The 22,670-nt window shown below is 63.3% G+C and carries 22 protein-coding genes, 1 tRNA gene and 1 pseudogene; 3 read left to right on the top strand and 21 right to left on the bottom strand.

All coding sequences use genetic code 11. The features are described from left to right. Window positions 1–16: 16 nt before the first annotated feature. The 20 genes from IVB05_RS19400 to IVB05_RS19305 form a co-directional block, all read right to left on the bottom strand. Complete coding sequence (locus IVB05_RS19400) at window positions 17–1,687, bottom strand: ribonuclease J (RefSeq protein WP_247786202.1); 1,671 nt, start codon at window positions 1,685–1,687, stop codon at window positions 17–19. Further along, window positions 1,687–2,499, bottom strand: coding sequence for a biotin--[acetyl-CoA-carboxylase] ligase (locus IVB05_RS19395; protein WP_247786201.1), 813 nt, complete (start codon window positions 2,497–2,499; stop codon window positions 1,687–1,689). The genes IVB05_RS19400 and IVB05_RS19395 overlap by 1 nt, the downstream gene beginning before the upstream one ends. Beyond that, window positions 2,496–3,941, bottom strand: coding sequence for an NADH-quinone oxidoreductase subunit NuoN (nuoN, locus tag IVB05_RS19390; protein WP_247786200.1), 1,446 nt, complete (start codon window positions 3,939–3,941; stop codon window positions 2,496–2,498). Before nuoN ends, IVB05_RS19395 begins: the two co-directional genes overlap by 4 nt. Window positions 3,942–4,007: 66 nt before the next feature. Beyond that, window positions 4,008–5,519: an NADH-quinone oxidoreductase subunit M gene (locus tag IVB05_RS19385; RefSeq protein WP_247786199.1), complete on the bottom strand. Its 1,512-nt coding sequence runs from the start codon at window positions 5,517–5,519 to the stop codon at window positions 4,008–4,010. After that, window positions 5,519–7,591: an NADH-quinone oxidoreductase subunit L gene (gene nuoL / locus IVB05_RS19380; RefSeq protein ID WP_247786198.1), complete on the bottom strand. Its 2,073-nt coding sequence runs from the start codon at window positions 7,589–7,591 to the stop codon at window positions 5,519–5,521. The genes IVB05_RS19385 and nuoL overlap by 1 nt, the downstream gene beginning before the upstream one ends. Before the next feature lie 7 nt (window positions 7,592–7,598). After that, window positions 7,599–7,907 carry an NADH-quinone oxidoreductase subunit NuoK gene (gene nuoK / locus IVB05_RS19375; protein WP_214491662.1) on the bottom strand — a complete coding sequence of 103 codons (309 nt, stop codon included), beginning with the start codon at window positions 7,905–7,907 and terminating at the stop codon, window positions 7,599–7,601. Continuing rightward, window positions 7,904–8,542, bottom strand: coding sequence for an NADH-quinone oxidoreductase subunit J (locus tag IVB05_RS19370; protein WP_247786197.1), 639 nt, complete (start codon window positions 8,540–8,542; stop codon window positions 7,904–7,906). Before IVB05_RS19370 ends, nuoK begins: the two co-directional genes overlap by 4 nt. A gap of 9 nt (window positions 8,543–8,551) precedes the next feature. Then, window positions 8,552–9,046 carry an NADH-quinone oxidoreductase subunit NuoI gene (gene nuoI, locus IVB05_RS19365; protein WP_247786196.1) on the bottom strand — a complete coding sequence of 165 codons (495 nt, stop codon included), beginning with the start codon at window positions 9,044–9,046 and terminating at the stop codon, window positions 8,552–8,554. Window positions 9,047–9,053: 7 nt separating this feature from the next. Further along, window positions 9,054–10,124 (bottom strand): NADH-quinone oxidoreductase subunit NuoH, encoded by a 1,071-nt coding sequence (gene nuoH / locus IVB05_RS19360; RefSeq protein ID WP_247786195.1) that lies wholly within the window; start codon window positions 10,122–10,124, stop codon window positions 9,054–9,056. Window positions 10,125–10,134: 10 nt separating this feature from the next. Further along, window positions 10,135–12,213: an NADH-quinone oxidoreductase subunit NuoG gene (gene nuoG, locus IVB05_RS19355; protein WP_247786194.1), complete on the bottom strand. Its 2,079-nt coding sequence runs from the start codon at window positions 12,211–12,213 to the stop codon at window positions 10,135–10,137. 7 nt (window positions 12,214–12,220) lie between these two features. After that, a complete protein-coding gene (locus IVB05_RS19350; protein WP_247786193.1) occupies window positions 12,221–12,712 on the bottom strand; it encodes a hypothetical protein in 492 nt (163 codons plus the stop codon). 5 nt (window positions 12,713–12,717) lie between these two features. Continuing rightward, window positions 12,718–14,043, bottom strand: a complete 1,326-nt coding sequence (nuoF, locus tag IVB05_RS19345; protein ID WP_214491653.1) for an NADH-quinone oxidoreductase subunit NuoF — start codon at window positions 14,041–14,043, stop codon at window positions 12,718–12,720. A 21-nt stretch (window positions 14,044–14,064) separates the two neighbouring features. Next, window positions 14,065–14,280: a hypothetical protein gene (locus IVB05_RS19340; RefSeq protein WP_247786192.1), complete on the bottom strand. Its 216-nt coding sequence runs from the start codon at window positions 14,278–14,280 to the stop codon at window positions 14,065–14,067. Beyond that, on the bottom strand, window positions 14,277–14,888 hold the full coding sequence (gene nuoE, locus IVB05_RS19335) for an NADH-quinone oxidoreductase subunit NuoE (protein ID WP_247786191.1): 612 nt from the start codon (window positions 14,886–14,888) through the stop codon (window positions 14,277–14,279). Before nuoE ends, IVB05_RS19340 begins: the two co-directional genes overlap by 4 nt. Window positions 14,889–14,899: 11 nt before the next feature. Further along, entirely contained in the window at window positions 14,900–15,859 is a 960-nt protein-coding gene (locus IVB05_RS19330; protein ID WP_247786190.1) for an FkbM family methyltransferase, read from the bottom strand. Beyond that, window positions 15,859–17,049, bottom strand: coding sequence for an NADH-quinone oxidoreductase subunit D (locus IVB05_RS19325; protein ID WP_247786189.1), 1,191 nt, complete (start codon window positions 17,047–17,049; stop codon window positions 15,859–15,861). Before IVB05_RS19325 ends, IVB05_RS19330 begins: the two co-directional genes overlap by 1 nt. A 2-nt stretch (window positions 17,050–17,051) precedes the next feature. Next, entirely contained in the window at window positions 17,052–17,663 is a 612-nt protein-coding gene (locus tag IVB05_RS19320) for an NADH-quinone oxidoreductase subunit C (protein ID WP_247786188.1), read from the bottom strand. An 11-nt stretch (window positions 17,664–17,674) separates the two neighbouring features. Then, window positions 17,675–18,259 (bottom strand): NADH-quinone oxidoreductase subunit B, encoded by a 585-nt coding sequence (locus IVB05_RS19315; protein WP_247786187.1) that lies wholly within the window; start codon window positions 18,257–18,259, stop codon window positions 17,675–17,677. Continuing rightward, window positions 18,256–18,621, bottom strand: a complete 366-nt coding sequence (locus IVB05_RS19310) for an NADH-quinone oxidoreductase subunit A (protein WP_057856661.1) — start codon at window positions 18,619–18,621, stop codon at window positions 18,256–18,258. The genes IVB05_RS19315 and IVB05_RS19310 overlap by 4 nt, the downstream gene beginning before the upstream one ends. 197 nt (window positions 18,622–18,818) lie before the next feature. After that, a complete protein-coding gene (locus IVB05_RS19305; protein WP_247786186.1) occupies window positions 18,819–19,334 on the bottom strand; it encodes a MarR family transcriptional regulator in 516 nt (171 codons plus the stop codon). 176 nt (window positions 19,335–19,510) lie between these two features. Between IVB05_RS19305 and IVB05_RS19300 the strand changes: the two genes are divergently transcribed. The 3 genes and pseudogenes from IVB05_RS19300 (at window position 19,511) to IVB05_RS19290 (ending at window position 22,476) form a co-directional block, all read left to right on the top strand. After that, entirely contained in the window at window positions 19,511–20,701 is a 1,191-nt protein-coding gene (locus IVB05_RS19300; RefSeq protein WP_247786185.1) for an aromatic ring-hydroxylating dioxygenase subunit alpha, read from the top strand. A gap of 40 nt (window positions 20,702–20,741) precedes the next feature. Continuing rightward, a pseudogene (locus IVB05_RS43760) lies at window positions 20,742–22,029 on the top strand (MFS transporter). A gap of 252 nt (window positions 22,030–22,281) precedes the next feature. After that, complete coding sequence (locus IVB05_RS19290; protein ID WP_108516300.1) at window positions 22,282–22,476, top strand: hypothetical protein; 195 nt, start codon at window positions 22,282–22,284, stop codon at window positions 22,474–22,476. Between the two features lie 96 nt (window positions 22,477–22,572). On the opposite strand, the gene IVB05_RS19285 is transcribed toward IVB05_RS19290, so the two are convergent. Further along, a tRNA-Asp gene (locus IVB05_RS19285) sits at window positions 22,573–22,649 on the bottom strand. Window positions 22,650–22,670 lie beyond the last annotated feature (21 nt).

Genomic DNA, 22,670 nt, shown 5'->3' with positions numbered 1-22,670 from the left:
CGACGCCCTTTTTACCTCAAACCGTCAGCACATGAACGAGGCAAATCGGCTTCTTGCCCCACTGCTCGTTGATGACGGCCCGCACCGCGCGGCGCACCGATTCCGCAGTCGCGTCCGCATCGCGCCGCCGCGCCCGCGGCAGGTTTTCCACCGTCGAAACCACCGTATCGAACACGATTTCGTCGATCACCTCGCCGGCCGCATTCTTCTCGGGAATGCCGACGAGATCAACCTCGGGATCGTCAGCCAGTTCGCCCTTGTCGGTCATGGCGATCGCCACGAAGGCGCAGCCGGCAAATCCCATCCGGCGCCGCTCGACCACGGCGCGGGATTTGGAATCCTCCAGGATATTGCCGTCCTTGTAGAGCCGCCCCGACGGCAATTCGTCGATGATGGCGGGATCGCCCGGTCCGAGCTTGACCAGATCGCCGTTGCGGCAGGTCAGCACCTTCGGCACGCCGGCGGTGCGCGCCAGCTTGGCGTGCTCGGCCAGATGCAGCGCCTCGCCATGGACAGGGATCAGGATCTGGGGACGTACCCATGAGATCATGTCGCGCAGCTCGTCGCGGCGCGGATGGCCGGAAACGTGGACGAGATCGTTGCGGTCGGTGATGACCTCGATACCCTGGACTATCAGCCCGTTGATGATGCCGCCGACCGCCTTCTCGTTGCCGGGGATGGTACGCGAGGAAAAGATAACGGTATCGCCCTTGTTCAGCGTCACCTGCGGATGGTCGTTATTGGAGATGCGGGCGAGCGCGGCGCGCGGCTCGCCCTGGCTGCCGGTGCACAGCGCCAGCACCTTGTCCGGCGGGAAATGCCCATAATAATCGGCGCCGCGGAAATTCTGCACGCCGTCGAGATAGCCGGTCTCGCGGGCGACCTGCACCACGCGCTCCATGGCGCGGCCGACCACCACCACCTCGCGATCGGCGGCTTTGGCGGCATCCGCCACCGCTTTCACGCGCGCAACGTTGGAGGCAAAGGTGGTGACGGCGACCCGGCCCTTGGCGCCCTTCACCAGCTTGGCGATGGTGGCGGCAACCTCGGTTTCCGAGGGCGAGCGCCCTTCCCGCACCGCGTTGGTGGAATCCCCGACCAGCGCCAGCACGCCGGCATCGCCGAGTTCGCGCAGGCGCCGCTCGTCCGTGGGAAGACCGATGATCGGCGTCGGGTCGATCTTCCAGTCGCCGGTGTGGAGCACGGTGCCGGCCGAGGTGTGGATCGCCAGCGCATGCGATTCCGGAATTGAGTGCGCGACCGGGATGAATTCGACGGTGAACGGCCCGAGATTGACCCGGCCGCCCGACGGCACCACGGTCACGGGTATCTTCGGCGGATTGCGCTCGGCGGCGCATTTGGCTTCGAACAAAGCGGCGCTGAACTTGGTGGCATAGATCGGGCATTGCAGCTTCGGCCAGAGGTCCATAATCGCGCCGAAATGATCCTCATGGGCATGCGTCAGCACCAGGCCCATCAGGTTCTTGCGCTCTTTCTCCAGGAAGCGGATGTCGGGCATGATCAGGTCGATGCCCGGCAGATGCTCCTCGTCGCCGAAGGAAACGCCGAGATCGACCGCGAGCCATGACCGCTGGTTGCGGTTGCCGAGCCCGTAGATCGACAGGTTCATGCCGATCTCGCCGACGCCGCCGAGCGGCGCAAAGGTCAGTTCATCCGGCCGCGCCATCAGGCCGCTCCCACTGACGCCGCGGCGCCGAAATAGACCTCGCCCGCGGCGATCGGAATACGCTTGCCTTCGGCCGTGCGGACGATCAGGCAGCCGGTTTCATCGATGGTATCGAACGCGCCTTCGACGGTCGCTGTTCCGGTCTGGATTGCAACCCGCTCGCCAAGACCAAAGGCACGCTCCAGCCATAGCCTTCGAATCTCGGCAAAGCCACGGCCATTGTCCCAGATGCCGCGGAATTCAACCCAGGCCTCCGACAGCGCCGTAAACACTTCCTCTGCGCCGACGTTGACGCCGAGCGCGGCCAGCGAGGTCGCCGGCGTCGGCGTGCCCTCAGGCGCGGCAATGACGTTGGTGCCGATGCCGACTATCACGGCCAGGCGATTGCCCGCCACGGCCTCGGCCTCCAGCAGGATGCCGGCGAGCTTCTGCCCGTCCGCCATGACGTCGTTGGGCCATTTCAGGCCGTATCTCAGAGGCTCCGCGCCGGCCCGCCGCAAATTGGCTTCGATGCTGAGCCTTTGCAACGCGCTTTCAAGCGACAGCCCTGCGGCAAAACCCAGCGTAGCCGCGACGCCGGGAGCGACGTCCGTGACTTCGAGAATGCTGCTGGCGAGGTTGCCGCGCGGCGCGATCCAGGCGCGCTGCCGGCGGCCTCGGCCCGCTGTCTGCTCCGTTGTCACGAACCACATCGGACCGCGCTCGCCATCGCGGGCACGAGACATGGCTTCGGCGTTGGTCGAACCGATCTGGTCGAAGGCGGCGAGGCCGTAGCCCGCCGATCTGGCTTTGGGACCGAGCGTAAAGGTCATCCTGGGAACAGCGACTTCGCCGCTGCCGTGGCGACGCTGACCAGCGGCCCCGGGTAGACGAAGAAGAAAATGTTGAAGATACCCGCGACCGCCAGCACCGTGCGCAGTTCGATCCGCATCGGTTCGATCTCGCCGGCCGGCTCGTCGAAATACATCACCTTGATGATGGTCAGATAATAGAACGCGCCCACGACGCTCGTGAGCACGCCGATGACGGCCAACGTGAACAGACCGGCCTTGATCGCGGCCACGAACACGTACCATTTGGCGAAGAAGCCCGCGAGCGGCGGAATGCCGGCCAGCGAGAACAGCAGCATGGCGAAGAAGAAGGCCAGCAGCGGATTGGTGCGCGACAGGCCTGCAAAATCGCTGATCTGCTCCATCGGCTGGCCGGCGCGCTTCATGGACAGGATCACGGCGAAGGTGCCGAGCGTCATCGCGACATAGATCGCGATATAGACCAGCACGCCCTGCGCGCCCTCCACCGTGCCGGAGGCAAGCCCGACCAGCGCGAATCCCATATGGCCGATCGAGGAATAGGCCATCAGGCGCTTGATGTTCTTCTGTCCGATGGCGGCGAACGAACCCAGCGCCATCGACGCGATCGCGACGAACACGAGAATTTGCTGCCATTGCGGGACGATCCCGGGGAAAGCCGTCAGCGTCACGCGGGTGAACACCGCAAGTGCTGCAACCTTCGGCGCGGAGGCGAAGAACGCCGTGACCGGCGTCGGCGCGCCCTCATAGACGTCGGGCGTCCACATATGGAACGGCACGGCGGACACCTTGAAGCAGAGCCCGGCCAGCAGGAATACCAGGCCGAACACGATGCCGACGCTGCCGGTTTTCACCGCCGCCGCGATACCCGCAAAATCGACCGTGCCGGTGAAACCGTAGATCAGCGAGGCGCCGTACAGCAGCATCCCCGAGGACAGCGCGCCGAGCACAAAGTACTTCAGGCCGGCTTCGGTGGACTTGGCGTTGTCGCGGTTAGAAGCAGCGACCACGTAGAGCGCGAGCGACATCAGCTCGAGCCCGAGATAGAGCATGATCAAGTCGGCGGCCGAGATCAGCACCATCATGCCGAGCGTGGAAAGCAGCACCAGGATCGAATATTCGAAAATGCGCCGCGACGGATCGGACAAAAACTCCGTCGACAGGATCAGCGTCACCGCCGAACCGATGATCGCAAGGATCTTCAGGAAGCGGGCGAAGTCATCGACGATGAAGCTGCCGCCGAAAGTCGTGAGCTTGCCGGCCGGCAGCATCAGCTCCAGCGCGCCGGTGACGACCAGCAGCACCACCGCAAGGGTGGTGACGAGCCTGGTCGTCGCCTTGCCGCCACGGTAGGCGCCGAGCATCAGCAGCGCCATGGCGCCGACGGCGAGCACCAGCTCCGGCAGCACCGGCAGCAACTGATAACCTGCACTCGAGAAGCTCATGGGCGGACTATCCTTGACGCGTTTTCTTCATGCGAACCGGTTTCCACTTCGCTTGAAAACGCTACGTTATTGGACGACCAGCGCGGCTGCCTTCACGGCAGTCACGGCGGCATTGTAATTGTTGACGAGCTGCTGAACCGAGGCCGCCGACATGTCGAGCACGGGCTTCGGGTAGACGCCGAACAGAATGGTGAGGAACACCAGCGGGAACAGCGTCAGGCTCTCGCGGAACGTCAGGTCCTTGATGCTGGCCAGCGACGGCTTTGTCAGCGCGCCGAACACCACCTTGCGATAGAGCCACAGCGCATAGCCGGCCGACAGGATCACGCCAAGCGTGGCAAAGGTCGCGGTCGGGATCGAAACCTTGAAGGTGCCGAGCAGCGTCATGAATTCGCCGACGAAGCCGCTAGTGCCGGGCAGTCCGACATTGGCCATGGTGAAGACCATGAACACCAGCGCGTAGAGCGGCATCCGGTTCACCAGGCCGCCATAGGCGGCGATCTCGCGGGTATGCATGCGGTCGTAGACGATGCCGACGCAGAGGAACAGCGCGCCGGAGACGATGCCGTGCGACACCATCTGGAACACGCCGCCGGCCACGCCCTGCGTGGTGCCGGCGAAGATGCCCATGGTGACGAAGCCCATGTGCGCCACCGACGAATAGGCGATCAGCTTCTTGATGTCTTCCTGCATCAAGGCCACCAGCGAGGTGTAGACGATGGCGATCACCGACAGCGTGAAGATGATCCAGGCGAAATCATGCGACGCCAGCGGGAACATCGGCAGCGAGAAGCGCAGGAAGCCGTAACCGCCCATCTTCAACAGGATCGCGGCCAGGATCACCGAGCCCGCGGTCGGCGCCTCGACGTGGGCGTCGGGAAGCCAAGTGTGTACCGGCCACATCGGCATCTTCACGGCAAAGGAGGCAAAGAACGCCAGCCACGCCCAAGTCTGCAACGAGCGCGGCACCGCGGTGTGCATCAAGGTCGGGATGTCGGTCGTGCCGGCATTCCAGTACAGCGCCATGATCGCGAGCAGCATCAAGACCGAGCCGAGCAGCGTGTAGAGGAAGAACTTGAACGATGCATAGACCCGGCGCGGGCCGCCCCAGACGCCGATGATCAGGAACATCGGGATCAGGCCGCCCTCGAAGAACAGGTAGAACAGCACGAGGTCGAGCGCGGAAAAGGTGCCGACCATCAGCGTTTCCAAAAGCAGGAACGCCATCATGTATTCGCGCACCCGCATCGTGATCGATTTCCAGCTCGCGATGATGCAGAACGGCATCAAGGCGGTGGTCAGGATCACGAACGGCAGCGAAATGCCGTCGACACCCATGTGATAGGTGATGCCGCTGGCGAGCCAGTTCGCCTTTTCGATGAACTGGAAATCCGGATTGGCGGCATCGAAGCGCCAGACCAGGATCAGCGACACCGCGAAGGTGACCAGCGTGGTCCACAGCGCGATCCAGCGCGCATTGCGCCGCGCGGCCTCGTCGTCGCCGCGGGTGAGATAGATCGCCAGCGCGCCGATGACCGGCAGGAACGTGACGACCGAAAGGATGGGCCAGGTTGTCATTACTGGCCTCCCAAGCCGAACATGAACCAGGTGATCAGCCCTGCGACCCCGATCAGCATCGCAAAGGCATAGTGATAGAGGTAGCCGGTCTGGATCTTCACTACATTGCGGGTGACATCGAGCACGCGCGCCGAAACGCCATCCGGGCCGAAGCCGTCGATGACCATGCCGTCGCCCTTTTTCCAGAGCTGGTAGCCGAGCCACTTCGCCGGGCGGACGAAGATGAACTCATAGAGCTCGTCGAAATACCATTTGTTGAGCAGGAACTGGTAGAGCATCTGGTGCTGGTTGGCGAGTTCGACCGGCAGATACGGCCGGCGGATGTAGAACAGCCACGACACCAGGAAGCCCAGCACCATCATCACCGTCGGCAGGAACGCGATCGCCTGCGGAATGTGGTGCATCTCGTCGATGATGTGCGGGTGCATCTTCAGCGACTCGCCGAAGAACTCTTGCACGCCATGGCCCGCGAATACTTCCTTGAACGGGAAGCCGGCCAGGATGGAGCCTGCGGCCAGGATGCCGATCGGGACCAGCATCCACATTGGCGCTTCATGCGCCGCCTCGTAATGATGCTGGTCGTGCGGCTCGCCGTGGAACGTCTTGAAGATCAGGCGCCACGAATAGAAAGAGGTCAGGCCCGCCGCAATCACTGTCATCGCGAAGCCGTAATACGCGAATGGATTGTGCGCGACATAGGCGGACTCGATGATCGCGTCCTTGGAGAAATAGCCGGCCGTAAGCGGGAAGCCGGTCAGCGCCAGGGTGCCGATTACCATCACACTATACGTGTAGGGGATCTTGTCCTTCAGACCACCCATGTTGCGGATGTCCTGCTCGTGGTGCATCGCGTAGATCACCGAGCCTGAGCCCAAAAACAGCAGCGCCTTGAAGAAGGCGTGCGTGAACAGATGGAACATGCCGACCGAATAGGCCCCTGCCCCCATCGCCACGAACATGTAGCCGAGCTGCGAACAGGTCGAGTAGGCGACGATGCGCTTGATGTCGTTCTGCACGAGGCCGACGGTCGCCGCAAAGAACGCGGTGGTGGCGCCGAAGAACATGACGACGGCCTGCGCGTTGGGCGCGAGCTCGAACAGCGGCGACAGCCGCGCCACCATGAACACGCCGGCGGTGACCATGGTCGCGGCGTGGATCAGCGCCGAGACCGGTGTCGGACCTTCCATCGCGTCCGGCAACCAGGTGTGCAGCAGGAACTGGGCCGATTTGCCCATCGCGCCCATGAACAGCAACAGGCAGACCAGCGTCAGCGCATCGGCATGCCAGCCGAAGAAATCGATGGTCTTGCCCGAAAGCCCGGGCGCGCCCGCAAAAATCGTCTCGAAGTCGGTCGATTTCAGCAGCATGAAGATGGCGAAGATGCCGAGCGCGAAGCCGAAATCGCCGACGCGGTTGACCACGAAAGCCTTGATCGCCGCCGCATTCGCCGACGGCTTCTGGTACCAGAAGCCGATCAGTAGGTAGCTCATGAGACCGACGCCCTCCCAGCCGAAGAACAGCTGGACCAGATTGTCAGCGGTCACCAGCATCAGCATCGCGAAGGTGAACAGCGACAGATAGGCAAAGAACCGCGGCCGATACGGATCCTCGTCCATGTAGCCGATGGAATAGAGGTGCACGAGAGAAGAGATGGTGTTGACCACCACCAGCATCACCGCGGTCAGCGTATCGACGCGCAGCACCCACGACACCTGCAGGTCGCCGGAATTGATCCAAGGGAACAGCGCAATCCGGGCGTCATGGTGCATGAAGCCGACATCGACCAACGTTATCCAAGACAGCGCGGCCGATACGAATAGAAGCCCCGTCGTAATCAGCTCGGCCGCGCGCGACCCCTGCGCCGCCGGCTCCGAGACGTGGTGATCGTCATGGCCGTGATCATCAAGGGCATGCTCGTCATGGGCATCGGCGGCATGCGCGTGAGCGCCATGCCCATGGTCGTGATGTTTGACCTCATCGCCGCTCGGATTGCGCGCATGCGCGCCGTAGATCGCGATCAGGCCGGCCAGAATGGCGCCCAGCAGCGGCAGAAAGACGATTGCCTGAACCATAGCTGCTTTAGCCCTTCATCAAATTAACGTCTTCAACCGCGATCGAACCGCGGTTGCGGAAATAGACCACGAGTACAGCCAGACCGATCGCAGCTTCAGCCGCCGCGACCGTCAGCACCAGCAGTGCGAACACCTGCCCGACGATGTCGCCGAGGAAGGTCGAGAACGCCACCAGGTTGACGTTGACGGCGAGCAGGATCAGCTCGATCGACATCAGGATGACGATGATGTTCTTGCGGTTCAGGAAGATGCCGAGAATGCCAAGCGTAAACAGGATGGCGCCGACCGCGAGATAGTGCCCCAGACCGATCGTCATTTCACCCACTCCGCCGCGTCCGCATCCTGCAGCCCCTGCCCGGACGCCACCTGGCGCACGGCCATCGCAAGCTCCGGCGTCCGCGCGTTCTGCACGTTGATGTCCTGCCGCTTGACCTTCGCCTTGTGGCGCAGCGTCAGCACGATGGCGCCGATCATCGCCACCAGAAGCACCATGCCGGCGATCTGGAAGTAGTGGATGTACTTCGTATAGAGCACCAGCCCGAGCGCCTCGGTGTTGCTAACATTGGTCGGGATCGCCGCCGTGATCTGCTTGACGGTGCCGGGATTGATGACCCAGCCGCCCGCGACCAGCAGCAGTTCGACGAGGAATATCCCGCCGATCACGAGGCCAATCGGCAAATACTCCAGGAAGCCCTCGCGCAACTCGACGAAATCGACGTCGAGCATCATGATCACGAACAGGAACAGCACCGCGACCGCGCCGACATAGACGACCACCAGGATCATCGCCAGGAATTCGGCGCCCATCAGGATGAACAGGCCGGAAGCGTTGACGAACGCCAGGATCAGGAACAGCACGGAGTGCACAGGATTGCGCGACACAATCACCATGACCGCCGACGCCACGCAGACGCCGGCAAAGAGATAGAAGAACAACGCGGTTAGGATCATGCCCTCACCTCACCGGTACGGCGCGTCGAGTTCGATTGCTTTCGCAATCTCGCGCTCCCAGCGGTCGCCATTGGCGAGCAGTTTCGCCTTGTCATAGTAGAGTTCCTCGCGGGTCTCGGTCGCGAATTCGAAATTCGGTCCCTCGACGATGGCATCGACCGGGCAGGCTTCCTGGCACAGGCCGCAATAGATGCATTTCACCATGTCGATGTCGTAGCGCACCGTGCGGCGGGTGCCGTCGTTGCGGCGCGGGCCGGCCTCGATCGTGATCGCCTGCGCCGGGCAGATCGCCTCGCACAGCTTGCAGGCGATGCAGCGCTCCTCGCCGTTCGGATAGCGGCGCAGCGCATGCTCGCCGCGGAATCGCGGCGAGATCGGCCCCTTCTCGAAGGGATAGTTCAGCGTCGGCTTCGCCTTGAAGAAATAGCGCATGGCGAGAAAGAACGCCGATACGAATTCGCTCAAGAGAAGCGCGCGGGCCGTTGCGTTGATGTTGACACTCATAGCAACCTCACTTCGGCGCGATGCCGGCGAATTGCAGCACGCCGGCCACAATCACCACCATCGCCAGCGACAGCGGCAAAAACACCTTCCAGCCGAGCCGCATCAGTTGATCGTAGCGGTAGCGCGGCACGATCGCCTTCGCCATCGCGAACATGAAGAACATGAAGAACACCTTCAGCGCGAACCAGATCACGCCGGGGATCCAGTTGAACGGCGGCAGGTCCACCGGCGGCAACCAGCCGCCGAGGAACATGATCGTCGCCAGCGCGCACATCGTGGTGATCGCGACATATTCGCCGAGCATGAACAGCAGATACGGCGTCGAGCCGTATTCGGTCATGAAGCCCGCGACCAGCTCGGATTCGGCTTCCACCAGGTCGAACGGCGGCCGGTTGGTCTCGGCCAGCGCCGAGACATAGAAGATCACGAACATCGGGAACAGCGGCCACACATACCAGTTCAGGATGGTGAGTTGCGGCAGGCCGATCAGGCTGGCGAACCCGCGGGTATTCTGCGCTTCCACCACGGCCGAGAGATTGAGCGATCCGGCGCACAGCAAGACGGTGATGATGACGAAGCCGATCGAGACTTCGTAGGACACCATCTGCGCGGCGGAGCGAAGCGCGGCCAGGAACGGATATTTCGAGTTCGACGACCAGCCGGCCATGATGACGCCGTAGATCGACAGCGACGAGATCGCGAAGATGTAGAGCACGCCGACATTGATGTCGGAGATGACCCAGCCGAGATCCATCGGGATCACGGCCCAGGCCGCCAGCGCCAGCACACACGAGACCAGCGGCGCCAGCAGGAACACGCCCTTGTTGGAGCCGGAGGGAATGACCGGTTCCTTCAGCACGAATTTGAGCAGATCCGCGAAGGATTGCAGCAGGCCCCAGGGGCCGACCACGTTGGGGCCGCGGCGAATCTGCACCGCCGCCCAGATCTTGCGGTCGGCGAGCAGGATGTAGGCGATCGCGATCAGGAGCACGACGAGCAGCAGGACGCTCTGCGCGACCATGACGATCAGCGGCCAGAGAAAGCCGGTCCAGAACGAGCTTGCGAAGAAATCAGCCATCAGGTCACGCTCACTCCGCTGCCGTCAGCATTTTCCCGGACGCCAGCCGGGAACATTCCGCCATCACCGCCGAGGCCCGCGCGATCGGGTTGGTCAGATAGAAATCCTCGACCGAACTCTTGAACGGGGTCTTGTCGACCTTGCCGCCCTTCTTGCCCGCCAGCGCCTTGACGTCGCTGGCCTTGCCGGGCTCGATCTGGTCGATCCGCATCAGATGCGGGACGGCCTTGAACAGCGCCTGGCGCAACGCCGCGAGGGAATCATAGGGCAGCTTCTTGCCGAGCACATCCGACAGCGCGCGGACGATCGCCCAGTCCTCGCGCGCCTCGCCGGGCGGAAACGCCGCGCGGCTGGCGATCTGCACCCGGCCCTCGGTGTTGACGTAGATGCCGGATTTTTCGGTATAGGCCGCACCCGGCAGGATCACGTCGGCGCGATGCGCGCCGCGGTCGCCATGGGTGCCAATATAGACCACGAACGTGCCATCGGGCACTTTCACTTCATCCGCGCCGAGCAGGAACAGCACGTCGAGCGTGCCGAAGGTCGTCATCTGCGCGAGGTTGAGGCCGCCTGCGCCGGCCGCAAAGCCGATATCGAGCGCACCCGCACGCGAGGCGGTATCCTGCAGCACGGCAAAGCCGTTCCAGCCGTCCTTGAGCGCGCCGACACCTGACGCGAGCTTGGCCGAAAGCGCCAGCACCGCCGCACCATCATGCCGCGCCAGCGCACCGGCGCCGACCAGCACGATCGGATGCTTGGCGGCCTTCAGCACCTCGGCAAAGGAATGCTTGCCGGTGGCGAGGTCGCTGAGCGAATCCGTGCCCGCGCCGAGATAGTCGTAGTCATAGGTCAAATCGGCCTTGGCGCCGATCACGCCGACCTTGAGCTGGCCGGTCCGCCAGCGCTTGCGGATCCGCGCGTTGAGGACGGCGGCTTCCTTGCGCGGGTTGGCGCCGATGATCAAGAGCGCATCGGCCTGCTCGATCCCGGCAATGGTCGGATTGAAGATCCAGGTCGCTCGTCCCGCCTTGACGTCAAAGGCGTCGCCGCCCTGCACCGCCAGATTGCTGGAACCGTATTGGCCGAGCAGATCCTTGAACGCGAACATTTCCTCGACCGCGGCGAGATCGCCCGCGATGGCCCCGATCCGCTTGCCGTCGCTCATTTTGACCTTGGCCGAGATCGCCGCGAAAACTTCCTGCCACGACGCCGGGCGAAGCTTGCCGTTGTCGCGGATATAGGGCCGGTCGAGCCGCTGCGTGCGCAGGCCGTCGACGACGTGGCGGGTCTTGTCGGAAATCCATTCCTCGTTCACGGCCTCGTTGATGCGCGGCAGGATCCGCATCACCTCACGGCCGCGGGTATCGACGCGGATCGCGGAGCCGACACCGTCCATGACGTCCACGGACTGCGTCTTGCCGAGCTCCCACGGACGCGCGGCGAACGCGTAAGGTTTTGAGGTCAGCGCGCCCACGGGGCAGATATCGACGAGATTGCCCTGCAGCTCCGAGGTCAGCGCCTGCTCCAGATAGGTCGTGATCTCCATGTCCTCGCCGCGACCGGTCGCGCCCATCTCGGGTGCGCCGGCGACTTCGGCGGAGAAGCGGACGCAGCGCGTGCACTGGATGCAGCGGTTCATCGAGGTCTTGACCAGCGCGCCCAGGTACTTGTCCTCGACCGCGCGCTTGTTCTCGGCAAAGCGCGAGGTGTCGACGCCGTAGCCCATCGCCTGATCCTGCAGATCGCACTCGCCGCCCTGATCGCAGATCGGGCAATCCAGCGGGTGGTTGATCAGCAGAAATTCCATCACGCCTTCGCGCGCCTTCTTCACCATCGGCGAACGCGTGGAAATTTCCGGCGGCTCGCCCTTCGGGCCCGGCCGGCAGTCGCGCACGCCCCAGGCGCAGCTTGCGACCGGCTTCGGGCCGCCCTTCACCTCGACGAGGCACATCCGGCAATTGCCGGCGATCGACAGCCGCTCGTGGTAGCAGAAGCGCGGAATTTCGGCGCCCGCGGCCTCGCAGGCCTGCAGCAGCGTGAACTCCGCAGGCACATCGATCTCTTTACCGTCGATGATGAGTTTGGTCATTGCTGTCTCAAGTCTTTCCCAGCTTGCAGTCTGGCGGTGTAACGCTGGCGGTCTTCAGCGACGCCTTCACCCATTGCTGGGTTTCGATGCCGTAGGTGGCGAGGTAGGCCGGCTGCGCTGCGTTCTTCTCGCACAGGAACGGCAGATGCGGCTTCAGGTCGTAGTCGCAGGACGCCTGCCATTCGCGCTTGTCGGCGAAGGCCGCGATGGTCTCCTCACAGGCGTAGAGGAAATACGAGACGAAGCTCTCATACTGCACCCGCTCCTCGCGGCTGCCGGCCTTGATCGCGCCGTAGTCGGGCTGCGAGAATTTCGGATTCTGGAACGCCAGTTCCGTATAGCCGAGAAACGCCTGCCGTGCGCTGGAGCCGCGGTTGTTGGTGCGGATCTCGTTGATCTGGAAGAGGATCGCAACAAAGCCGAGCAGCGCCACGGCCGCCTGCGCCATCTGCGCCAGCGTCCCGTATCTCTGCCACCAAAAAACGCTCGGTTGCGACATCGCGTTTACTCCGCCGCGACCATGTTCACGGGATCGCGCACGCCGATATCGTCGATATCGGCCTTGTGCGAATACTGGTCGATGCGCGCCTCGATCTCGTGACGGAAATGCGCGATCAGGCCCTGGATCGGCCAGGCGGCGGCGTCGCCGAGCGCGCAGATGGTGTGGCCCTCGACCTGCTTCGTCACTTCCAGCAGCATGTCGATTTCGCGCTTGTGGGCGCGGCCGTCGGCCATGCGGGTCAGCACCCGCCACATCCACCCCGTGCCTTCGCGGCATGGCGTGCACTGGCCGCAGCTCTCATGCTTGTAGAAATAGGAGATGCGCGCGATCGCCCGGATCAGGTCGGTGGACTTGTCCATCACGATCACGGCGGCGGTGCCGAGGCCGGAGCGCAGCTTGCCGAGGCTGTCGAAATCCATCGGCGTGTCGATGATCTGCTCGGCCGGCACCATCCGCACCGACGAACCGCCGGGGATCACGGCCTTCAGATTGTCCCAGCCGCCGCGAATGCCGCCGCAATGGCGCTCGATCAGTTCGCGGAACGGAATCCCCATCGCCTCTTCGACGTTGCAGGGCCGCTCGACATGGCCGGAAATGCAAAACAGTTTTGTGCCGACATTGTTGGGGCGGCCGATCGCGGCAAACCACGCCGCGCCGCGCCGCAGAATGTCCGGCGCGACCGCGATGGATTCGACGTTATTGACGGTGGTCGGGCAGCCATAGAGGCCGACATTGGCCGGGAATGGCGGCTTCAGCCGGGGCTGCCCCTTCTTGCCTTCGAGGCTCTCCAGCAGCGCGGTCTCTTCGCCGCAGATATAGGCGCCGGCGCCGTGCGCGACATAGATGTCGAACGGCCAGCCATTGAGATTGTCCTTGCCGACCAGTTTTGCGTCATAGGCCTGATCGATCGCGGCCTGCAGATGCTCGCGCTCGCGGATGAACTCGCCGCGCACATAGATGTAGCAGGCATGCGCGTTCATCGCGAAGCTGGCGAGCAGGCAGCCCTCGACCAGCAGATGCGGATCATGCCGCATGATCTCGCGGTCCTTGCAGGTGCCGGGCTCGGACTCGTCGGCGTTGACCACGAGATAGCTCGGCCGGCCGTCGGTCGACTCCTTCGGCATGAACGACCATTTCAGGCCGGTCGGAAAACCCGCCCCGCCACGCCCGCGCAGGCCGGAGGCCTTCATCTCGTTGATGATCCAGTCGCGGCCCTTGTCGATGATCGCCTTGGTGCCGTCCCACGCGCCACGGCGGCGCGCGCCCTCAAGCCCCCAATCGTGGAGGCCGTAGAGGTTCTTGAAGATGCGATCCTTGTCGTCGAGCATGACTTGAAGCTTCCTAGCGGATCAACGATTGGACTGCGCGTAAGCGAGACCCGCGGCGCATCCGCCGAAGGTCAGCGCCCACAACAGGCTGGATTCGAGCGTCGCACTCAGCGCGTACCGCTGCAGCAGAAAAATGAACACGGCCGCCGCGATGGCGTGCATGCCGATATAGCGCCAGTTCTTCATCGCGCTGACCCTTCCCTGCCCGATCACGGGCGATGTGCCGTCACGCTTCATGTGGTTTCCTTCAGCGTCGTCGGCCCGCCCACCGGCGCCGAGAACTGACGGTCGATCTGCGGTCCCGGCTTCGGCGGATTGCCTGACGCGAAACCGTCGAGCACCTTGCCAAAGGTTTCCTTGGTCAGGTCCTCGTAGGTGTCCTTCCAGATCAGCACCATCGGCGCGTTCACGCAGGCGCCCAGGCACTCGACCTCTTCCCAGCTGAAATTGCCGTCCTTCGACAGATGGAAGGGATCGTGATGGATGCGGCTCTGGCACACCTTGATGATGTCCTCGGCACCGCGCAGGCGGCACGGCGTCGTGCCGCAGACCTGCACATGCGCCTTCTTGCCGACCGGCTGAAGCTGAAACATCGTGTAGAAGGTCGCCACTTCCAGCACGCGGATGTAGGGCATTTCCAGGAGGTCGGCGACCGCGCGAATCGCGGCTTCCGACACCCATCCCTCATGCTGCTCCTGCACGCGCCACAGGATCGCGATCACGGCGGACGCCTGGCGACCCGGCGGATACTTCTCGATCTGCGCCTTCGCCCAGGCGAGGTTCTCTTCCGAGAACGTAAAGCTCGCGGGCTGCAATTCCTTCGGTGCGAGGCGGCGGACGGACATCGTTCAGTCTCTCATTGCACGCGGCGCCCGGCTTTCGCATTGAGCGCATCGATCCGGGCGAGCCAGAATGCGCTTGCGGTGCCGAACACGTTGTAGCCGACATGGGTTGAAACCTTGATCCGGTCCAGAATCGAAAGGTCGGTCACGGTTTCAAGGCGATTGCTGCGCGGGTCATAGACGATCAGCTTCAGCGGAGTCTGTTCGAGGATATAGCGCGACACGGTATGTTGGGGATCGTTGCCGTGTTCCTCACAGAGCAGCACGCTGTCACCCTGCATCAACCGCGCGCCGCCCTTCATGGCCTCGATCTCGACGCCCTCGACGTCGAGCTTGATCAGATATTTGCCGCCGGGGGCGACCTTGCCGTCGTCCAGCAGGTTATCCAGCGCGATGACGGGCACCTCCTCGCCACCAGACTGGTCGCCAGCGATGCTGAACGCCTCATGCTTGGTGCCGGACAGCCGCGCGGTGCCGCGTGTCGCGCCGATCGCGCATTTCATGGCTTCGAAGCGATTGCCGTTGATTTTGGCGTTGTTGGCGAGCTTCGGAAAATTCTGTCCCGACGGCTCGATCGCGATCGCCTTGTGCGAACCGAACGGCTTGCTCGATACCAAGACTGACCAGTAGCCGTAATTGGCGCCGCAATCGAGCAGCGTGTAGTCGACGTCGGCGGAATCGCGGAACAACAACTCCAGTTCGTCTTCATAGCTGTAGCTTCGATTGAGCAGCTTGCTCCAGTAGCCGTCGCCATAGGGAAACTCGAAGGTGGCGTCGGGATTGAGTTTGATCTGGATGCCGCGCTCGGGCAGCGTCGTGCGCAACAGGTTGGCGCATATGTTGTAGCCGCGGTGCGAAAAATTCGACGCCACCTTCGACCCCAGCACCAGCGCAACCGCGGCCAAACGCTCCCACGCGTTCGCGCCTACGAGCGCGCCTGAAGCCCGGTCAAACTGGATGGGCGCCTGCGCCATCACCGATCGACCTCTCCGAACACGATGTCGAGCGAGCCGAGAATGGCCGAGACGTCAGCGAGCAGATGGCCTTTGCAGATGAAATCCATCGCCTGCAGATGGGCAAAGCCCGGCGCGCGGATCTTGCACTTGTAGGGCTTGTTGGAGCCGTCGGAGACCAGATAGACGCCGAACTCGCCCTTGGGCGCCTCGACCGCGGCGTAGACTTCGCCGGCCGGCACATGCACGCCCTCGGTGTAGAGCTTGAAGTGATGGATCAACGCTTCCATCGAGCGCTTCATCTCGCTGCGCCGCGGCGGCGCGATCTTGTTGTCCTCGACGACGACCGGGCCCTGCCCATCCGGCGCGCGCAGTTTTGCGATGCACTGCTTCATGATGCGCACGGACTGGCGCATCTCTTCCATGCGGATGCAGTAGCGGTCGTAACAGTCGCCGTTCTTGCCGATCGGAATGTCGAAGTCCATTTCGGCGTAGCACTCATAGGGCTGCGCCTTGCGCAGGTCCCAGGCCGCGCCCGAGCCGCGCACCATCACGCCGGAGAAGCCCCATTCCCAAGCCTGCTGCAGCGTCACCACGCCGATATCGACGTTGCGCTGCTTGAAGATGCGGTTGCCGGTCAGCAGCGTTTCGAGGTCGGCGACGACCTGCAGGAACGGATCGCACCAGGTCTCGATGTCGTCGATCAGTTTTGGCGGCAGGTCCTGGTGCACGCCGCCGACGCGGAAATAGGCCGCATGCATGCGCGAGCCGGAGGCGCGCTCATAAAACACCATCAGCTTTTCGCGCTCTTCAAAACCCCACAGCGGCGGGGTCAAGGCGCCGACGTCCATCGCCTGCGTGGTGACGTTGAGCAGATGCGACAGGATGCGGCCGATCTCGCAATAGAGCACGCGGATCAACTGGCCGCGGCGCGGCACCGTGATGCCGAGCAGCTTTTCCGCCGCCAGACAAAACGCATGCTCCTGATTCATCGGCGCGACGTAATCGAGCCGGTCGAAATACGGGATCGCCTGCAGATAGGTCTTCTGCTCGATCAGCTTTTCGGTGCCGCGATGCAAGAGGCCGATATGCGGATCAACGCGCTCGACGACTTCGCCGTCGAGCTCGAGCACGAGACGCAGCACGCCGTGCGCGGCCGGATGCTGCGGTCCAAAGTTGATCGTAAAATTGCGAAGATTCTGTTCGTTCATGGTCAGGCCTTCGGCTCCGCCTTCTCATCGCCCGGCAGCGGGTAGTCCGCGCCTTCCCAGGGCGAGAGGAAATCGAATTTGCGGAATTCCTGGTTGAGGCGGACCGGCTCGTAGAGCACCCGCTTCTCCTGGTCGTCGTAGCGGACCTCGACAAAACCGGTGAGCGGAAAGTCCTTGCGCAGCGGATGGCCGTCGAAGCCGTAATCGGTCAAGAGCCGCCGCATGTCGGGGTGGCCGGTGAAGATCACGCCGTAGAGGTCGTAGGTCTCGCGCTCGAACCAGTCGGCGCCGGGAAACACGTCGATGATCGACGGCACCTGCGTGGTCTCGTCGGCTTCCGCGCGGATTCGGATGCGTTCGTTCAGCGTCGGCGACAGCAGATGATAGACTACGTCGAAACGCTTCTCGCGGCCGGGATAGTCCACCGCCGTGACGTCGGTGAAGTTGACGAAACGCAGTGAAGGATCGTCGCGCAGGTACTTCATGACATCGACGATCTTGCCGGCATCGACCGTGACGGTGAGCTGGTTGAACGCGACCGCATGGGCGCTGGCCGCGCCGCCAAGCGCGCTAACAATCGTCTGCCCAAGAGCGTCGAGCTTACCGTCGTCCATTGCCTAAAACCTTAGCGTTCGATGGTCCCGATGCGCCGGATCTTCTTCTGCAGCAGCAGTATGCCGTAGAGCAGCGCCTCCGCCGTCGGCGGGCATCCGGGCACGTAGATGTCGACGGGCACGATGCGATCGCAGCCGCGCACGACCGAGTAGGAATAGTGATAGTAGCCGCCGCCATTGGCGCACGACCCCATCGAGATCACGTAGCGCGGCTCGGGCATCTGGTCGTAGACCTTGCGCAGCGCCGGCGCCATCTTGTTGGTCAGCGTGCCCGCCACGATCATGACGTCGGACTGCCGCGGCGAAGCGCGCGGGGCGAAGCCGAAGCGCTCGACGTCGTAGCGCGGCATCGACACCTGCATCATCTCGACCGCGCAGCAGGCGAGACCGAACGTCATCCACATCAGGGAGCCCGTGCGCGCCCAGGTGATCAGGTCGTCGGCGGCGGCAACGAAGAAGCCCTTGTCGGACAGCTCGTGATTGACCTCGAGGAAGAACGGATCATTGGCGCCGACCGGTCTGCCGGTAGCGGGATCGAGAATGCCCTTCGGCGCCTGCGCTATCGCCGGCGAAGAGCCTGTTGCTGTCGGGCTCAATCCCATTCCAGCGCGCCTTTCTTCCACTCATAAGCGAAGCCGACCGTGAGGACGGCGAGGAACACCATCATGGACCAGAAGCCGGTGGCGCCGAGCTTGCCGAAGGCGACCGCCCACGGGAACAGGAACGCCACTTCGAGGTCGAAGATGATGAAGAGGATCGCGACCAGATAGAAGCGGACGTCGAACTTCATACGGGCGTCGTCGAATGCGTTGAATCCGCATTCATAGGCGGAGAGCTTCTCCGGATCCGGCTGCTGGAACGCGACCAGGAACGGAGCGATCAGGAGCGCCAGGCCGATCAGGCTCGCCACCCCGATAAACACGACAAGTGGAAGGTAATTCTGCAGGATGCCGGTCATCGGCGGTGCCTTTTCCTGCGGATTTGGCCGCAGATTCGTTAATTGGAATTATTCTTGGCTTAGCGCAGCGCAACAGAGGGCGCAAGACAAGCCGGCTTGAGGGTAATGCCTGCGTTTGACGCATCCGCAGAACCCGAAAAAGTGTTGCGTTCCGGCCTCGCCCGACCAACGCGCGCCGGGCCGCAAGGTGCCGAATTTCAGTTCAAATCCTTCTCGTCCGCGAGCATCCGGGCAGCCGTGTCGGTCAGGCGCTCGGTCAGGTCGAGCAGCAGCTTGAACTCGTCCTTGCTGAGCTGTTCCAGGAGCCGCCGGTTGCGCTCCTGTGCGCCTGCCACAATGGTGTCATGCGCCGCCAGCCCCGCTTTGGTCAGGCAAACCAGGGTCTCCCGATTGTCCCGCGGATTGACCTCCTTGGCGACCAGCTTGCGCGAAACCAGTTCCGCCAGCGCCCGGCTGATCTGCCCCTTGTCCATGCCGACCGCTTCCGCGAGCCTGATAACGCTCATCGGCGGCCGCCGCCCCAGCGAGGCCACCAGGCCGAACTCCACCGAGGAGAGCCCCGCCAGCCGCTTGTAGCGCAGGATCGCGCCGCGCTTGAGCAGATTGGCCAGCACCATCAGCCGCGACGACATCATCGCAGTGATCGGCGCCAATGCCGCGTCGTTCCCCACAGCGGGCGCAGGCGCGGTCTGCTTTCCGGGCTTCTGGCTCATCCCCAACCTCTGCCAACAAAGCGGGCCGATGCCAAGGTCAGTGGTGAAGCGCGATCGAACAAATCAATCAAGCGATGCGAAATGCCGATCGTTGACACTGTCATCGATTCGTATTTCACTTCCCTCAGCACGTCAAACGACCGCGGCGCCCAAAAGCCGTGGCGGGAGGAAGCGGCATGAACATTACGCAGCGGGATCGCGATCTCGGGACTGGCTATGCCATGAAGCCGTCCACCACCCGGACCGAACTGACCTCGGTCGGCCGCGGCACGCCAATGGGCGAACTGCTGCGGCGCTACTGGCATCCGGTAGGGCTCGTCGCCGACGCCACCGATATCCCCAGGAAAGTGCGCGTGCTCGGCGAGGATCTGGTGCTGTTTCGCGACAGGCACGGTCGCGCCGGCCTGCTGCACGCTCGCTGCTGCCATCGCGGCACCACGCTCTACTACGGCAAGGTCGAGGAAGACGGCATCCGCTGCTGCTATCACGGCTGGAAGTTCGACACCGAGGGCCATTGCCTCGAACAGCCCTGCGAGCCCGAGGGCGGCCTGTTCAAGGACAAAATTCGCCAGCCCTGGTATCCCCTGCAGGAACGCTACGGCCTGATCTTCGCCTATCTCGGGCCGGCCGAGAAGAAGCCGGTGCTGCCGCGCTACGAATGCCTGGAAAACATGGACGACGGCGAGTTCGTCGAGGCCGACGATTCCTCCATCGGCGGCGGCGGCCCGGCGGTCATTCCCTGCAACTGGCTGCAGCATTTCGAAAACGTCGTCGACCCCTACCACGTCCCGGTGCTGCACGGATCGTTCTCGGGGCCGCAATTCACCAACATGATGGCCTCGATGCCGGAGGTGAAATTCGAGACCTCGCCGCGCGGCATCATGGTGCGCTCGATCCGGCATCAGGACGACGGCAAGGTGTTTTACCGGGTGACGGAAGCCGCCCTCCCCACGCTGCGCGTGGTGCCCAATCCGCGCGTCGCGCAGTTCGCCCGCGTCGAATCGATCGGCTGGACCTTGCCGATCGACGACACGTCCTTCCGCATCTATGTCGCGGGCCGGGTGAAGAATTCAGGCGACATCGGGCGGATGCGCTCCAAATTCAACGGCAAGTTCTGGTGGGACATGACCGAACAGGAGCACCAGCAATTCCCCGGCGATTACGAGGCGCAGGTCGGCCAGGGCCCGGTGACGCTGCATTCGGAAGAGCACTTTGGCCAGAGCGACCGCGGCATCCTGATGATCCGGCGGATGCTGGGCGATCAGCTCGAAGCGATGGCCTCGGGCCGCGACCCGGTCGGCATCTCGTTCGAGGAAAACGCGCCGCCGGTTGAATTCGAGGCGGGGAATTTCATTCGCGAGGCGTGAGGCGACAAGTTTAACGAAAAAAATATCGAGGGGGGAAACCATGGTCGATCTCGCGCCACAGGCAGCCTTGCAAACCGACGCCGCCGCAAAGCCCTCGGTCCGGCGATATTACGCGCTGGCGCTGTTGACCGTCATCTACGCCCTGAACTTCCTCGACCGCACCATCTTCAACGTCCTGATCGAGCCGATCAAAAAGGAGTTTGCGCTCAGCGACACCACGATGGGCCTGCTGGCAGGCTTCGGCTTCGTGCTGTTCTATTCGCTGCTCGGCATCCCCATCGCGCGCTTCGCCGACCGTTTCAACCGCCGCAACATCGTAGCCGTTGCGCTGGCGTTCTGGAGCGCGATGACGGTGTTCTGCGGCATGGCTCAGAGCGTCGCAACGCTGGCGCTGGCGCGCATCGGCGTCGGCATCGGCGAATCCGGCGGCACGCCCGCCTCGCAGTCGATCATTGCCGATCTCTTCAGCAAGAACGAACGCCCGCGCGCGCTCGGGATCTACGCCATCGGCACCTATCTCGGCGTATTCCTCGGCTATTTCATCGGCGGCTATATCAACCAGTACTACGGCTGGCGGATGGCGTTCTATGTCGCCGGCCTGCCCGGCATCGCGCTCGCCGCGGTGTTGTGGCTGACGATATCAGAGCCGAAGCGCGGCGCGATGGCGGAGACGTTTACGCCGGAGCCAATCGGGCCGACGCTCGGCTTCCTCGCCTCGCAACGGACGTTACCTGCTCGCAGGCTTTTGCCTGACGACCTATACTAACTACGCGACCTCGGCCTGGATTCCGCCGTTCCTGGCGCGGGTGCACCATCTCTCCAGCGCCGAAATCGGCACCTATGCCGGCACCTTCAAGGGACTGTGCGGCATCGCCGGCACGCTGCTCGGCGGATTCATGGTGGCCCAGATCAGCCGCCGCGACGATCGCTGGAAACTGTGGGCACCCGCGGTCACCTCAAGCCTCGCGGGACCGGTGTTTGCGCTTTGCATGCTGACATCAGACTTCACCACGATGGTGGCGACACTGGCCGCCACCTCGTTCCTGGTCGGCTTTCATCTCGGCCCGATCTTTGCGATCGCGCAAACCGTTGCAAAGCCGAGCATGCGGGCGCTGGCATCCGCCATCATGCTGCTGACGGCGGCCGGATTCGGCCAGGGCATCGGCCCGCTGGCGGTCGGCATGCTCAACGACGCGCTGAAGAACGATTATGGCGCCCAGGCCGTGCGCTATTCGCTGCTGTCGGCTGCGGTCACAACCACGCTCGGGGCGCTGTTGTTCATCTGGGCGGCGCGGTCGATACGCGCCGATATTCAGCGGGCGAGTTGATCCGGTCGGCTCGAAGCCGGGCCCTTCGCTTTGTTTTCATTATTGTTTTGATCCCGGCCGGCGTCCGCATGCCCCGCGTCGCTGTCGCTCGGGCGATCTGTATGTGATCTACATCACGGATATTCGGCGGAAAACAGGCCAAAAACCGGCCGAATGAAACCATTTTGCCGAAACCGCGAAACCATACTGAAACACACGTGGCGTAAATTCCCTAGCCAACACAGGACGTCAAAGGCGTCCGGGAGGCACCATATGAACCACTCAATTCATTCAGCGGATCGCAGTACCCATTTGAAGATCGTGGTCGTCGCACTGGTGGCTGGCATCGCGGTGGCGGCGTTCGGCATTTCCGCCCGGACCGGTGCGGATTACAGCCAGACGGCGCAGGTCGTGAAGGCCGGCAAGGCAGTGGTCGTCACCAGCTCGAACACCTCGACGGTGCGCTGAACGAGCTCGATTTTATTGGAATAAAAAGGGCCGCCCTCGGGCGGCCTTTTTGTTTGCGGCTGGTTCGTGACGAGATCGGATCAAGCCATTGATAAATGGCGCGAGAGACGGGACTCGAACCCGCGGCCTCCGCCGTGACAGGGCGGCGCTCTAACCAACTGAGCTACTCCCGCGGATGCCGTAATCATGTTCTG

It is taken from the genome of Bradyrhizobium sp. 170, from assembly GCF_023101085.1.
Classification (GTDB): domain Bacteria; phylum Pseudomonadota; class Alphaproteobacteria; order Rhizobiales; family Xanthobacteraceae; genus Bradyrhizobium.
The sequence above is the reverse complement of the archived record's forward strand: the minus strand, read 5'-3'. Positions and strand labels throughout refer to the sequence as shown.